Here is a 13,614-nt window from a genome sequence, read left to right on the forward strand (position 1 = left end):
GCGGCTCAGCGGCGCCGACGCACGAGCAGCAGTGCCCCGCCTCCGGCGAGCAGCACCGCCGCGGCAGCCGCGGCGACCTGGCCGCCGGTTCCGGTACGGGCGAGTTCGTCGGCGAACGGGAAGCGGTCCTCGCGGGGCGGGACGGACGCGTCGGCCTCCGGCAGGGAGTCGGTATCCCCGTCGGCCTCCGGCTCGCCCCCGTCGATCGGGCCGTCGCCGTCGATCCCGAACCGGTAGTCGTTCGACTGCCCGACCCAGTCGCCGTCGTCGTCGTGCCGCTGCACCACGGCGGCGTTGACGGTGACGTCGTTCGGCACGGCGTCCGAGGTGACCGCGAGCCGTACCTTCACGGTGACGGTCTTCCCCGGCCCGACGGTGAACCCGGCGAACCGGTCCTCTTCGTCGGCGAACGCCCCGACGAGTTCGTCCTCACCGGTCTTCTCGAACCGCACGGGGTGCGCCCGCGCCCCCTCGAAGAACTCCAGCCGGGGCTGCGACGGCTCCAGCGCCCGCTTGTCGTCGACGAGCACGACGACGGGGTGGATATCGGTGCACGGCCGGTCGGTCGTGTTGGTCAGATCGACGTACCAGGTCCCGAACCCGCCCCCGGCCGTGTAGGCGTCGGGCCCACCGTGGATCCGCGTGGTGAGCGGGAAGGTGTGGTCGTCGGGCGCGGCACAGGCGGGCGCCGGGTCTTCCGCGTACGCCGGGGCCCCAGCGAGCAGGACGGCGGCTGCCGCCGCCAGGCAGAGGTGAGCGGGCGTGCAGGGTCGCATGGACATGTGACATTGCCGGATGGAGCCGATTGCGAGCCGACATCGCCGGGAACTCCCCCGAACGGCGGTGCGGATCCGCCCGGTCGGCGGACACTCCGAGGGGCCCGAGAGGATCCTCAGCGCCGCCCCAGTGCCTTCGCACGCGAGTGGGCCCAGCCGGTCAGGAGGACACCGGCGGCGGTGAGGACCGCGTAGACCAGCAGCGCGGGGAGGAAGCCACCGGGGAGCCCGTCCAGCAGCCCCCGGTCGCCGTTGTCGACGAGGAGCCGGACGAGTGCCTGGGCACACACGACCAGCGTGACCATGCCGAGGACCTGTAGGACGTCGTACTTCATTGCCTTCCCTTCCGCGGGGAGAGGTGTGATGTTGACGTTACGAACGTATCAATCGGCGGGGGCGTATTTGCCTTGCCTAGGCCATGATTTCTGCTTTACGTCACACTTTCTCGGCGCGCTATCATGAGGGAGTGCGTGACGAAAAGAAGCGAGCGTGCCCGGTGTGCGGCAAACCCACGGCCCGTCCGGCCCGAGGCCGCCCGCCCGTCTACTGTTCCCGGAGCTGCCAGGCCCGTGCGTACCGCCGGCGCCGGCAGCCGCTGCCCGCCCCGGGCACCCCGCCCGCGCCCCGGCCGACGGACGTCCGGGCGCGTCATCGGCGCCGGATCGCCGAGGCGGTGTGGCGTATCGCGGCCGAGCAGGGGCTGGACGCGGCGAGCATGCGCAGGATCGCGGCGGAGGCCAGGGTGTCGCTGCGGGTCGTGCAGTACCACTTCGACTCCAAGCACGCCCTGATGGTCGAGGCGCTGCGGCTGCTGCACGAGGAGAACGAACGGCTGGCCCAGGGGCGTATCCCGCACGACATGACGGAGCCGTGCGCGCTGCTGCGGGCGGTGCTGGACGAGTTCCTGCCGTTGGACGAGCAACGCGCCTTCGCCCTGCGGGTGTTCACGGCGTACTACGCGCGGAGCCTCACCGATCCCGTGCTCGCGGAGGTCTTCCTGGCCGCCGAGCAGCCGCTGGAACGGCTCGTCGCGGACATCATCGGGGCGGGTGAGGCGACGGGGAGCACCGCGCCGGGCATCGACCGGGTGCACGAGGCCGACCTGCTGGTGTCGGGAGCGGTCGGGCTGGGTCTGGACGTCCTGCACGGCCGCCGCTCACTCGCGGACGTACGAACGGTGCTGGAGTACCACCTGGGGCGGATCTTCCCGGACGCCACCTCCACGACGCCCCAGCCGCATCCGGTTCCCGCCCCCACCCCGAATCCGACCTCCACCCCGGATCCGGTCCCCACCCCGAATCCGGCCCCCACTCCGAGTCCGGCCCCCACTCCGAGTCCGGCCCCACCCCCGGATCCGACCTCCGCCCCGAATCCGGCCCCCACTCCGAGTCCGGTCCCAACCCCGGATCCGACCTCCGCCCCGAATCCGGCCCCCACTCCGAGTCCGGCCCCACCCCCGGATCCGACCTCCGCCCCGAATCCGGCCCCCACTCCGAGTCCGGCCCCACCCCCGGATCCGACCTCCGCCCCGAATCCGGCCCCCACCCCGAATCCGGCCCCACCCCCGGATCCGACCTCCGCCCCGAATCCGGCCCCACCCCCTCAGCCGTCCCCCCGCCCGAACACCGGCCCCAGCACCAGCTGAGCCGCCCCCACCGCCACGACCCGCCCCCCACCCGGCGCGACGCGCACTGGCACGGCGTCCTCCCCCGTCCGCCGGGCCCGCGCCCCCAGTACCGCCCCGACGCCCCGCACGAACGCCTCCGGAGCCGCGGCCACCGTGCGGCCGCCCAGCAGGACGACGTCGATGTCGAGCAGTCCCACCAGGTTCGCCGCGCCCGCTCCCAGCACCCGTGCCGCCTCCTCGGCATCGCCGCGCGCCACCGCACCGAGGCACAGCGCCTCCACGCAGCCGCGGTCGCCGCAGGTGCACGGCGGGCCGTCCAGCTGGATCACCTGGTGGCCGAACTCCCCGGCCCCGGTCCGGGCTCCCCGGTGCACGCTCCCGCCGATCACCAGACCGGCCCCCAGCCCCGTACCGAGGTGCAGGTACGCGAAGGAGCCGCCCTCACCCCCGGCCGCCAGGCCCAGCGCCGCCGCGTTGGTGTCCTTGTCGACCACGACCGGCACCCCGAGCCGCTCAGCCAGCGCCTCCCGCAGCGGAAAGCCGTCCCACTCGGGGAAACCGGTCACCCGGTGCAGCACACCCCGGACGTGGTCGAGCGGCCCGGGCAGCGCCACCCCCACCCCGATCAGGGAACCGGCATGGGCGAGGAGCGGTCCGGCGGGCACCTCCGGCACCGTCTCCCCCACGGCTTCCGTCACCGTCTCCCCCACGGCTTGCGTCACCGCCGCCAGCACCGCCCGCGCCCCGGCCCCCAGATCCAGCGCGGCCCGCCGCTCCCTCACCACCGTCCCGCGCAGATCCACGAGCACGGCCCGGACCTCGTCCCGGTCCAGGTGGACCCCCACCGCGTGCCCCGCCTCGGGCACCAGCCGCAGCACCGTGCGCGGCTTGCCCCCGGTCGACGCGCGGCGCCCCGCCTCCGCCGCGAGGCCGTCCTCCCGCAGCCGGGCCGTGATCTTGCTGACCGCCTGTGGGGTGAGGCCGGTCCGCTCGGCGAGTTCGAGCCGGCTGATGCCGTCGGACCCGGCCGTCCGCAGCAGGTCGAGCACCAGCGCGGCGTTGTGGCTGCGCAGAGCGAGCAGGTTCGCTCCCGCCCCTGCGCCGGCCATGCCGCTCACTCCGCCCACTCCGCTCGTACGGTCGTTCGCCCTGTTCACGCCACCCATTGTCCCTGGCGCTTGCACTTTGGCAACAGCGTTGCGAAAGTGGATGGCATGACTGGCACACCCCTCGGCACAACCGGCACAACCGGCTCGCCTCTCCGCGTCGGCCTCGTCGGCTACGGCCTCGCCGGCTCCGTCTTCCACGCCCCGCTGATCGCCGCCACGGAGGGCCTCGCCCTCGACACGGTGGTCACCTCGAACCCCGAACGGCAGCAGCAGGCCCGCTCCGAGTTCCCGGACGTGCGCCTCGCCGCCGGACCGGACGAGCTGTTCGACCGGGCCGCCGAGCTGGACCTGATCGTCGTGGCCTCCCCGAACAAGACGCACGTGCCGCTCGCGACCACCGCGCTCCAGGCCGGTCTGCCGGTCGTGGTCGACAAGCCCGTCGCGGGCACGGCGGCCGAGGCCCGCGAGCTGGCCGCCCTGGCCGAGGAGCGCGGCCTGCTCCTCTCCGTCTTCCAGAACCGCCGCTGGGACAACGACTTCCTCACCCTGCGCAAGCTGATCGACGAGGGCGAGTTGGGCGACGTCTGGCGCTTCGAGTCCCGCTTCGAGCGCTGGCGTCCGAAGCCGAAGGGCGGCTGGCGGGAGTCCGGCGACCCGGCAGAGATCGGAGGTCTGCTGTACGACCTCGGCAGCCATGTCGTCGACCAGGCCCTGGTCCTCTTCGGCCCGGCGGCCGCCGTCCACGCGGAGTCGGACATCCGCCGCCCGGGCGCCGAGACGGACGACGACACGTTCATCGCGATCACGCACACGAGCGGCGTCCGCTCCCACCTCTACGTCTCCGCGACGACCGCCCAGCTCGGCCCCCGCTTCCGCGTCCTGGGCTCCGCCGCGGGCTACGTCAAGTACGGCCTCGACCCCCAGGAGGCGGCCCTGCGCGAAGGCCACCGCCCCGGGCCCGGCTGGGGAGTGGAGCCCGAGTCGCTGTGGGGCCGCGTGGGCTCCGGCGAGTCCCCGGTCACGGGAGGCGGCCGACCCGAACCCACCCTCCCGGGCGACTACCCCGCTTACTATGCGGCCGTGGCGAAGGCCCTGCTGGAGGGGGCCCCGAACCCGGTGACCGCGCGGGAGGCGGCCGCCGCCCTGGACGTACTGGAGGCCGCCCGTCGTTCGGCCCGCGAGAAGGTGACGGTGACCCTGTGACACACAAGAGCGCGCACACCCCTTCGCACCACCAGGAGCTGACCCCGAAGTTCCACCCGGAGCTCACCCCGAGCCTGGAGGAGCTGGAGAAGGAGGAACGCCGCCTGGTGTTCCGCCAGTTCACCCATGACGACGCCTGGGCGCTCGGCTCGCTCCTCGTCGGCATGGCCCGGGAGCGGCAGGCCCCGGTCGCGATCGACATCCACCGCGCCGGCCAGCAGCTCTTCCACGCGGCGCTGCCCGGCTCCACGCCCGACAACGACGCCTGGATCGCCCGCAAGCGCCGGGTGGTGGAGCGCTACGGCTCCGCCTCCTACCTGGTGGGCGCCCGTTTCCGCGCCAAGGGCACGACGTTCGAGGAGTCCTCGCGCCTCGACCCCGACACGTACGCGGCGCACGGCGGTTCCTTCCCGATCACCGTCGAGGGTGCCGGCGTGATCGGCACGGTGACGGTGTCCGGGCTGCCGCAGCTCCAGGACCACCGGTTCGTGGTGGAGGCGCTGGAGGAGTTCCTCGGCAAGGACCGCTAGCGCCGAAATCGCCGACGCCTGCTCGGAATTACTACCGGGCCCCTCCGGTTGGCACCTGCTGTACGCATGATCGAGCACGGCGCCCCACCGGAGGGATCCCAACCGATGACCACCGCTCTGAAGGAAACCGTCGGCCGGTACGGCATCTGGAGCGTAGGCCTGCGCTCGGAGGACCCGGACCGGCGCGGCGAGCTCGCCGAGGCAGCCGCCGAACTGGAGGAGCTCGGCTACGGCGCCGTCTGGCTGGGCGGCAACAGCTCCGCGGCCAACGCCGCCCCGCTGATCGAGGCGACCTCGAAGCTCACGGTCGGCACCAGCATCCAGAGCATCTGGCAGCACGAGCCGGACGCCGCCGCCACGGCCTTCGGGGACCTGGAGTCGGCCCACCCCGGGCGTTTCCTGCTGGGCCTCGGAGTGAGCCACGCCAAGCGCGAGGAGCAGTACTCCCGCCCGTACTCGGCTCTCGTCGGCCACCTCGACGGCCTGGACGCCGCCGGAGTGCCGGCGGACCGCCGCCTCCTGGCCGCCCTGGGCCCGAAGTCGCTCCGGCTGGCCCGCGACCGGGCGGCGGGCTCGATCCCGTACCTGGTCACCCCGGAGCACACCGCGCACGCCCGCGAGATCCTGGGCGAGGCCCCGCTGCTGGCCCCGGAGCTGGGCGTCGTCCCGGAGACGGACCCGGCCCGCGCCCGCGCCCTGGCCCGCGAGTTCCTCGGGATCTACCTCCCGCTGCCGAACTACACCAACAACTTCCTCCGGCACGGCTTCACCGAGGACGACCTGAAGGACGGCGGCAGCGACCGCCTGGTCGACGCCCTGTTCGCCTGGGGCGACGAGACGGCGATCCGCGCCAAGATCGACGCCTTCTTCGAGGCGGGAGCGGACCACCTCGCCCTCCAGGTCCTGGACGGCGGACCCCGGGAGACCCTCCCGAGGAAGGCCTGGCGCGACCTGGCCGATCTCCTGCCATGAGGGGCGCCCCGCCGCATGGGTAGCGCTCGTACTACTACGACTGCGGGTGCTGGACGACGAAGGCGTATGGCAAAGATCCCGGACCACGAGGCATACCTCGAAGAATTCCGCGCGGAAGTCGTCGAGGGCCTGAGGGCCGCTCTTTCCGAGCACTCCGCGACTCTGAGCGGTCTGTCGTTCGCGGAGGATGAGGAAGGCGTCTGGGCGGAGGCAGCCATGGAGTTGCCCGGCCGGCTGGAGCCGTGGGTGCGCCGCCGCCTGATCATTCCGGCGCAGGGCCCCGACAAGGACGCCTGGCTGGCAGGCACGATCTTTTCGTCGGCGCTTGTCGAGGAGTTGGACCGGCGACGTCCCTGAGCGGCCGCCCCTCGGACGTCACCTCCACACGTCGAGGAGAGGCAGGGCGCTGCCACAGACGGCCCAGCTCCCCGCCTCTCAGGCGCTACGCGTCCTTGAACTCCTGCCGCTGCCGCCCGAGCCCCTCGATCTCCAGCTCCACGACATCCCCGGCCCGAAGGAAGGGCTTGGGCTCAGGCGCCCCCAGCGCAACCCCCGCCGGCGTCCCCGTGTTGATCACATCGCCGGGGTACAGCGTCATGAACTGACTGAGGTACCGCACGACCTCCCCCACCGGGAAGATCTGCTCAGCCGTCGTCCCGTCCTGCTTCAACTCCCCGTTGACCCACAGCCGCAGCGACAGCCGCTGCGGATCCGGCACCTCGTCCGCCGTCACCAGCCACGGCCCCAGCGGGTTGAACGTCTCGCAGTTCTTCCCCTTGTCCCAGGTCCCGCCCCGCTCGATCTGGAACTCCCGCTCGGACACGTCGTGCGCCACCGCGTACCCGGCGACGTGCGCGAGCCCCTCCTCCGTGGACCGCAGGTACCTGGCCGTACGCCCGATGACGACGGCCAGCTCGACCTCCCAGTCGGTCTTGCGGGACTCGCGCGGCACGAGCACCGTGTCGTGCGGCCCCACGACCGTGTCCGGCGCCTTCATGAAGAGGACCGGCTCGGCGGGCGGCTCGGCACCCGTCTCGCGCGCGTGGTCGTGGTAGTTCAGCCCGATGCAGACGATCTTGCCGATCCGGGCCAGCGGCGGCCCGATCCGCAGCCCGGTGGCGTCCAGGACGGGCAGCTCGCCGGCGTCGGCGGCGGCCCGGACCCGGCCGAGCGCGGCCTCGTCGGCGAGCAGCGCGCCGTCGACGTCCGCGACGACGCCCGACAGGTCCCGCAGGGCCCCCTCGGCGTCGAGCAGCGCGGGCCGCTCCGCCCCCGCCGTACCGACTCGCAGCAGCTTCATGATCACGTCTCCCTCGATCGCGGGCGCCCGCCCGATGCGCGCGACCCGGATGCGGCGGGGCAGCCATCGGAGGACTGGTCGATCCTCCAAGCTGGGAGTCCACTCCGCAATACCCAGTTCAAGTACTGGACCGTCACGTACCTGACCGGCTACCGGTACAGAACAGCGCGCTCGACGACACTCCACGTCGTGCTGGTCACGACGTACAGCGCCGCGGCCAGCGGCACCACGGCCACGGTGACGAGCGTGAAGAAGGACATGAACGGCATGACCCTGGTGACCGCCCCCAGCCCCGGCACCTGCTCACCGCCGCTGCCCGCGGCCGGGACGGCCGGATTCGCGGCCATCATGCGCTTGCTGAGGCGGTAGCTGAACGCGGCGACACCGGCGACGATCACGAACAGCCCGGCGTAGACGAGCCCCGGACCGCCGAGGAGACCGCCCGCCCCCAGCGCGTCCGTCCACCGCTCACCCAGCGGCGCGGCGAACAGCTGGTGACCGAGCAGCTCGTTGGCCCGCCCGCCGATCGTGTCGCTGGAGAACAGGTGGTAGAGCAGGAAGAACGCGGGCACCTGGAGCAGCCCGGGCAGGCAGCCGGCCAGTGGCGACACCTTCTCCTCGGCGTGCAGCTCCAGCACGGCCCGCTGGAGCTTCTCGGGGTTCCTCCCGTGCTTCTTCCGCAGCTCGGCGATCTTCGGCTGGAGCGCGGTGCGGGCCTTCTGGCCGCGCGCGGCGGCCCGGGACAGGGGGTGGACGAGGAGTCGTACGAGCGCGGTGAACAGGACGATCGCGCCGGCGGCCGCGGAGGCGCCGAGCAGCGGCTGGAGGAGGTCGGCGAGTCGCTCGACCAGGTTGGCGAAGACGGACATGGGTGAGCCCTCCGGGGGTCTCGTCGTGCCGGGAGTGGGACATGGCGGCATGACGACCCGCGCGGGGCCGGCTACGTGAACGTGCCGGGGTATACCGGGATTTCCCGGGATGTGTCCCTACGCGAAGGTCGCCCGGAAGGCGTGTCCGGGTGCGCGGGGCCGGGTGCGCCCCCGGGCGTCGGGGTCACGTTGGGGCAGGAAGGCCGTACGGAGGTCACGGTCGCGGATGGCCGTACGCACCCGGGTGCGCGGCACGGCGGGCGCGCAGCGCGAGCCGATGAGGGCGCAGACCGCGAGCGCGGCGGAGGCCGCGGCGGTCGCGGCGAGCGCGACGGTGGCGTAGAGGCTGCCGGTGTCCAGCAGCGCCACTTCCAGGACCAGGAAGAGCAGCACGAGAGCGGGACGCAGACTCGTCCAACCGCGGATCATCGACTCCCCTCCTCCCGTACGTACGCTCGCTCGACTACCCGTTCTCTTCGCTCTGTTCGTTATACAGGATCGCTCTGCCGGTCGCGCCCGAGACTTCGTACACGGGTTTTAGAAAGGTTCGTCGCAACTCTCGACAACCCACCCGCCACACCCGATGCTTCTCGTTGCCATGAACGGGCCAACCCGCGACGCCGGACCCGGGGGGACCGGCGCCTGCCCCGATTCCCCTACGGAGGAGCCGTGATACGACGCAGAACCCTGCTGACCGCAGCAGGCGGTACGTTCCTCGGCAGCGCCCTGGCGACAGGCACCGCGCACGCGGACGCCACGATCGCCGTCAACCCCTCGACGACGTACGGCACCTGGGAAGGCTGGGGCACCTCCCTCGCCTGGTGGGCCAACGTCTTCGGCGCCCGGGACGACTTCGCGGACCTCTTCTTCACCACCAAGTCGGTGACCTACAACGGCAGATCGCTCCCCGGCCTGGGCCTGAACATCGCCCGCTACAACCTCGGCGCGTGCAGCTGGAACAGCGTCGGCGGCGAGACAATGGTCAAGTCGCCCAACATCCCCGGCTTCAAGCAGATCGAGGGCTTCTGGCAGGACTGGAACAACGAGGACCCCACCTCCTCGGCCTGGAAGTGGTCGGCGGACGCCAACCAGCGCGCGATGCTGGTGAAGGCGACGCAGCGCGGCGCGATCACGGAACTCTTCGCCAACTCCCCCATGTGGTGGATGTGCAGCAACCACAACCCCTCGGGCGCGGCAGGCGGCGGCAACAACCTCCAGACCTGGAACTACCGCCAGCACGCCTCCCACCTGGCGGCGACGGCCCTGTACGCGAAGAACAACTGGGGCGTGAACTTCGCGACGGTCGACCCCTTCAACGAGCCGGCCTCCACCTGGTGGACCGCGACCGGCACCCAGGAGGGCTGCCACATGGACCCCGCGGTCCAGGCGGCCGTACTCCCGTACATGCGCAGCGAGTTGGACAAGCGCGGCCTGACAGGCATCCGGATAGCCGCCTCGGACGAGACGAACTACGACACGGCCCGCTCGACGTGGGCGTCGTTCAACTCGTCCACCAAAGCCCTGGTCTCCCAGGTCAACGTGCACGGCTACCAGGGCTCGGGCGGCCGCCGCGACCTCCTCTACACGGACGTGGTGACCACCTCCCGCAAGAAGCTGTGGAACTCCGAGACGGGCGACAGCGACGGCACGGGCCTGACCATGGCGTCGAACCTCTGCTACGACTTCCGCTGGCTGCACCCCACGGCCTGGTGCTACTGGCAGGTCATGGACCCGTCGACGGGCTGGGCGATGATCGCCTACGACAAGAACACCCTCCAGCCGACGACAGTCCAGACCAAGCACTACGTTCTGGCCCAGTTCAGCCGCCACATCCGCCCCGGCATGACGATCCTGGACACGGGCGTGAGCTACGCGGTGGCGGCGTACTCTGCGTCGGCCCGCCGCCTGGTGATCGTCGCGGTGAACACGTCCACATCCGCCCAGACCCTCACCTTCGATCTCTCCCGCTTCTCCACGGTGACGGGCGGTACGAACGGCGCGGTGCCCCGCTGGAACACGGTGACGACGGGCGGCGGCGACCTCTACACCCCCCGCTCGGACATCCGCCTCAACGGGAAATCGGTAAGCGTTCCATTCGCGGCAAAGTCGGTCCAAACGCTCCAAATAGACGGAGTGACCCTGTAGTCCGACGTCATGCCGACGTCATGGCGACGTCATGGCGGCGTCATGGCGGCGATTCCGGACGAACTGTAGAGCCGGGATGACGAGCATGGGGAACCCGCGCAGGCCAGGCGTCTGGCGCGCGCATCACTCACGCTCGTCACCTCCCGGCAGTACGGTGTCCCCCATGCGCCCCGACACGCCTGCCGAAACCGTCGACCACACCGCCGAGGCGGCACGCCTGGAGCGGACCGCCGGCCTGTACCCCGAGGACGCCGAGGCCCTGCTGCTGCGCGCCGCGGCCCACCTGGAACTCGCCGGCGACCGCCCCACGGCCACGGCCCTCTACGACCGTCTGCTGTCCTCCACGGACGACCTGGAGAACCCCCACCTGGTACGGGCGCTCAAGGCCTCGAACCTCTGGGAGTACGGCCACGAGGCCGAGGCCAGGGCGATCATCGAGGGAGTCCGGGTGGCGTCCCCGAGGGACCCGGCCCCCTGGGTGATCGTCGCCGAGGCCCTGGAGGCCCACGACGAGCTCGAAGCGGCGCACGACACGTTCACGGAGGCCGTACGCCTCCTCCTGACCGACGTACCGGAACCCCCGCAGCCGACCCACCCCCTCCTCTTCGGCCGCCACAGGGTCCGCCGCATGCTGGGCAAGTCCCACGACGAATGGGACGCCACAGCCGACTCGGTCCACTCCCTCCCGATCTCCCTGGACGAACTGCACGACCCCAAGCGCGTGTGGTCCCTGGGCTCGGAGAACCCGGCGGAACTGGAGGCGGAGATCACCCGCCTCCGAGCGGAACTGGGCGCCTACCGCGAGGCCCTCTCCCGCCCCTTCCCGGTGGCGATCCTCCACTGGCCGGCCACGGAACTCTCGGAACTCCTCGACGCGTACCCGACCCTGGCCGCGGAATACCCCTCGCACGAGACCCACCTCGCGACCATAGAGTCCGCCCTCCGGGAACTGTCCTCCTCCGGCACCCCGAACCTGGGCATCGTCACCGGCACGGTCCCGTCCTACGAGGCCTTCGCAGCGTCAGAACTATCCTCGCCGTCGGACGCGACCCTGCTCCCCCAGTACGCGACGACCCTGGCGGCGCGGGGGCGGGCGGTGGCCTGGCCCCCACAGAGCACCGCGGCCTGCTGGTGCGGCTCCGGACAACCGTACGGCGCCTGCCACAGACGCACGGCCTGACACGGGCACCGGGTCCTCCGGCCCACCATGGACGACCTGGCAGGCAAGATCGCGCCGGTCGTCCCACCCGGCCAGGAACTGAAGATCCTCACCGCGGCGGCTACGAGCACTACAAAGTCACGACCCGCCACGAGGAGACACCGGAGGGCCAGGCAACGGTGTACCGCTGGTGGGAACGGACGGAGATCGCCGAGTAGCCGGGGCAGTGCCGACCCGGGCCGGCCCGACAGCCGGCCCCACGGAACTGCCACGACACGAGCCCCGTCTTCCCGGACGACAGACGACTGACGTCGGCTCCCGGGGGGAACGTCACGTGGACCAGCCGTGGCTCACGATCACACTCATCATGGCCGCCGCCATGACGGCCTTCGGAATCTGGAACCTACGCATAGCCCAACGCCAGCGCCGAGCCCTCTCCCGCCTCGGCGTCCGGGGCATCCGCACCAGGGGCGAGGTGGCCCGTGGCCCCCGCCGAGAGGGCCCCACCCTCCACCCGCCCCAGGTCCGCTACAAAGCCCCACCGGTCGACCGCCCCAACGCCCCGGCCGACCAGACGTACCGCCGCACCCCTCTCAACCACGAGCAGCACCCTCTCCACGCCGGAGTCCCGGTCGTCCTCCGCTACGACCCGAGGGACCCACGCCGGGTGGTGGTCGTACACCAGAAGGACGGAAGGCCGGCGAACGTGTCGTACTCGGCGGGGGCGCATCTGGCTTGGGGGGTCTCTTGCGTGCTGCTCGGCCTGGGGATGGGAGCGGGCGCGTTCTGGTGACGCCCCGGACGCCTCACCCCACTGGCGACCCGCCGCCGAACCGACCCGGCGTACACCGAGCTGCTGCCGCATTCACCCACGCCGGGGGCCTGGAGCCAACCAGTTGCGCTCCCCACCTGCGGCCCCGCCTCTCCGGGCCGCCCGCTCGCTTCTCTCCCGTGCTGGAGCGGCCCGGGTCAAGGGTGGCCCGAAGGGCCATCGGCGCCAGCCGACGCGGAACGCAGCGCAGCGGAGTGAAGCGCCCTTGAGGCGGGGCGTGGAGGCACGACACTGGCCAAGAAGCGGGAGGTCCACAGCACTCGCCGACAGGCCGAGCCCTCGCAAGGCCGGGCCCGTCGATTTCCCCAGCTACCCCAACCCGGACCTTGACATCCTTTAAACGACAAACTGCATGCTCTCCGAGCCGACCTCCCATCCGCTCTCCGTTACCTCGCGGGCAGCGGGTACATCTGGCACATGGCTCTGTTCCTATCTGCTGTGTTGATAGTGGGGAGCTGTTCCTCCGCCCGGTCCGCGAGAGGCCGAACCTGTCCGTGCTCCCGCTTCCTGGACGACCTGCCCCCTCCACACCGCTTCCGCAACGCTGGCAAAATACTCCTGTGCCCGGTGCTGTCCCGTCCTCCCCCGGCGTCTCCGCCCGTATGAGCCGCCAGAACTCGCGCAACACGGCTCCCGAGGTGGCGGTCCGACGGCTGCTGCACGCCTCGGGTTTGCGCTATCGCGTAAACGTGCCCGTGCCCGGATTGCCCCGCCGCACGATCGACATCGTCTTCCCCAAGGCAAAGATCGCAGTGTTCCTGGATGGCTGCTTCTGGCACGGGTGCCCCCAACACGCAACGCAGCCGAAGGCCAACGCCGAGTGGTGGCGAGTGAAGCTCGACAAGAACATGGCTCGCGATGTTGAGACGACGGAGCACCTAGTCACGGTGGGCTGGACGGTGTTGCGCTTCTGGGAACATGAATCCGTCGAGGACGTCGCCCGCCGCATCGCGACGACTGTCGAATCCAAACGCAGAGGGCCCAACGGTCCTTCAACGGCGTAGCAACGGGAGTCGCGAGGCGATGCCATTATGCCCGGGTTTGCCATGATCGTCCCGGATCCCTCGGTGCGATCATGGCAAAAATCCGCCT

The 13,614-nt window shown here is 71.5% G+C and carries 16 protein-coding genes; 10 read left to right on the forward strand and 6 right to left on the reverse strand.

Going from position 1 to position 13,614, the window contains the following annotated elements:
- Nucleotides 1-5 precede the first annotated feature (5 nt).
- Both ACZ6TU_RS14275 and ACZ6TU_RS14280 read right to left on the reverse strand, forming a co-directional pair.
- A complete protein-coding gene (locus ACZ6TU_RS14275) occupies nucleotides 6-782 on the reverse strand; it encodes an LPXTG cell wall anchor domain-containing protein (protein WP_469548384.1) in 777 nt (258 codons plus the stop codon).
- Between the two features lie 110 nt (nucleotides 783-892).
- On the reverse strand, nucleotides 893-1,111 hold the full coding sequence (locus ACZ6TU_RS14280) for a hypothetical protein (protein WP_467668040.1): 219 nt from the start codon (nucleotides 1,109-1,111) through the stop codon (nucleotides 893-895).
- 131 nt (nucleotides 1,112-1,242) lie between these two features.
- Here ACZ6TU_RS14280 and ACZ6TU_RS14285 point away from each other — a divergent pair, with 131 nt between their 5' ends.
- Nucleotides 1,243-2,421, forward strand: coding sequence for a TetR/AcrR family transcriptional regulator (locus ACZ6TU_RS14285; RefSeq protein WP_469548387.1), 1,179 nt, complete (start codon nucleotides 1,243-1,245; stop codon nucleotides 2,419-2,421).
- Here ACZ6TU_RS14285 and ACZ6TU_RS14290 read toward each other — a convergent pair.
- Nucleotides 2,379-3,569, reverse strand: coding sequence for an ROK family transcriptional regulator (locus ACZ6TU_RS14290; protein WP_469548389.1), 1,191 nt, complete (start codon nucleotides 3,567-3,569; stop codon nucleotides 2,379-2,381). The genes ACZ6TU_RS14285 and ACZ6TU_RS14290 overlap by 43 nt on opposite strands.
- 48 nt (nucleotides 3,570-3,617) lie before the next feature.
- Between ACZ6TU_RS14290 and ACZ6TU_RS14295 the strand changes: the two genes are divergently transcribed.
- From ACZ6TU_RS14295 to ACZ6TU_RS14310, 4 genes are all read left to right on the forward strand, one after another.
- Nucleotides 3,618-4,715, forward strand: a complete 1,098-nt coding sequence (locus ACZ6TU_RS14295) for a Gfo/Idh/MocA family oxidoreductase (protein WP_469548392.1) — start codon at nucleotides 3,618-3,620, stop codon at nucleotides 4,713-4,715.
- Complete coding sequence (locus ACZ6TU_RS14300; protein ID WP_469548395.1) at nucleotides 4,712-5,245, forward strand: heme-degrading domain-containing protein; 534 nt, start codon at nucleotides 4,712-4,714, stop codon at nucleotides 5,243-5,245. The genes ACZ6TU_RS14295 and ACZ6TU_RS14300 overlap by 4 nt, the downstream gene beginning before the upstream one ends.
- 105 nt (nucleotides 5,246-5,350) lie before the next feature.
- Nucleotides 5,351-6,217 (forward strand): LLM class F420-dependent oxidoreductase, encoded by an 867-nt coding sequence (locus ACZ6TU_RS14305; protein WP_467668030.1) that lies wholly within the window; start codon nucleotides 5,351-5,353, stop codon nucleotides 6,215-6,217.
- A gap of 66 nt (nucleotides 6,218-6,283) precedes the next feature.
- Nucleotides 6,284-6,574, forward strand: a complete 291-nt coding sequence (locus ACZ6TU_RS14310; protein WP_469548398.1) for a hypothetical protein — start codon at nucleotides 6,284-6,286, stop codon at nucleotides 6,572-6,574.
- Between the two features lie 85 nt (nucleotides 6,575-6,659).
- On the opposite strand, the gene ACZ6TU_RS14315 is transcribed toward ACZ6TU_RS14310, so the two are convergent.
- The 3 genes from ACZ6TU_RS14315 to ACZ6TU_RS14325 all read right to left on the reverse strand — a co-directional run bounded on the left by ACZ6TU_RS14315 (nucleotide 6,660) and on the right by ACZ6TU_RS14325 (nucleotide 8,815).
- Nucleotides 6,660-7,517 carry a fumarylacetoacetate hydrolase family protein gene (locus ACZ6TU_RS14315; RefSeq protein ID WP_467668026.1) on the reverse strand — a complete coding sequence of 286 codons (858 nt, stop codon included), beginning with the start codon at nucleotides 7,515-7,517 and terminating at the stop codon, nucleotides 6,660-6,662.
- 149 nt (nucleotides 7,518-7,666) lie between these two features.
- A complete protein-coding gene (locus tag ACZ6TU_RS14320; protein ID WP_469548401.1) occupies nucleotides 7,667-8,386 on the reverse strand; it encodes a YidC/Oxa1 family membrane protein insertase in 720 nt (239 codons plus the stop codon).
- Between the two features lie 117 nt (nucleotides 8,387-8,503).
- A complete protein-coding gene (locus ACZ6TU_RS14325) occupies nucleotides 8,504-8,815 on the reverse strand; it encodes a DUF6412 domain-containing protein (protein ID WP_467668022.1) in 312 nt (103 codons plus the stop codon).
- 240 nt (nucleotides 8,816-9,055) lie between these two features.
- Between ACZ6TU_RS14325 and ACZ6TU_RS14330 the strand changes: the two genes are divergently transcribed.
- From ACZ6TU_RS14330 to ACZ6TU_RS14350, 5 genes are all read left to right on the forward strand, one after another.
- Entirely contained in the window at nucleotides 9,056-10,531 is a 1,476-nt protein-coding gene (locus ACZ6TU_RS14330; RefSeq protein WP_469548406.1) for a glycoside hydrolase, read from the forward strand.
- A 163-nt stretch (nucleotides 10,532-10,694) separates the two neighbouring features.
- The gene (locus tag ACZ6TU_RS14335) at nucleotides 10,695-11,711 is read left to right on the forward strand and encodes an SEC-C metal-binding domain-containing protein (RefSeq protein WP_469548409.1); all 1,017 of its coding nucleotides are present in this window, start codon (nucleotides 10,695-10,697) and stop codon (nucleotides 11,709-11,711) included.
- Complete coding sequence (locus tag ACZ6TU_RS14340; protein WP_469548411.1) at nucleotides 11,663-11,908, forward strand: DUF5988 family protein; 246 nt, start codon at nucleotides 11,663-11,665, stop codon at nucleotides 11,906-11,908. The genes ACZ6TU_RS14335 and ACZ6TU_RS14340 overlap by 49 nt, the downstream gene beginning before the upstream one ends.
- Nucleotides 11,909-12,024: 116 nt before the next feature.
- Nucleotides 12,025-12,483, forward strand: a complete 459-nt coding sequence (locus ACZ6TU_RS14345) for a DUF3592 domain-containing protein (RefSeq protein WP_467668014.1) — start codon at nucleotides 12,025-12,027, stop codon at nucleotides 12,481-12,483.
- A 641-nt stretch (nucleotides 12,484-13,124) separates the two neighbouring features.
- Complete coding sequence (locus ACZ6TU_RS14350; RefSeq protein WP_467668012.1) at nucleotides 13,125-13,526, forward strand: very short patch repair endonuclease; 402 nt, start codon at nucleotides 13,125-13,127, stop codon at nucleotides 13,524-13,526.
- Nucleotides 13,527-13,614 lie beyond the last annotated feature (88 nt).

It is taken from the genome of Streptomyces sp. NPDC052064, from assembly GCF_055585925.1.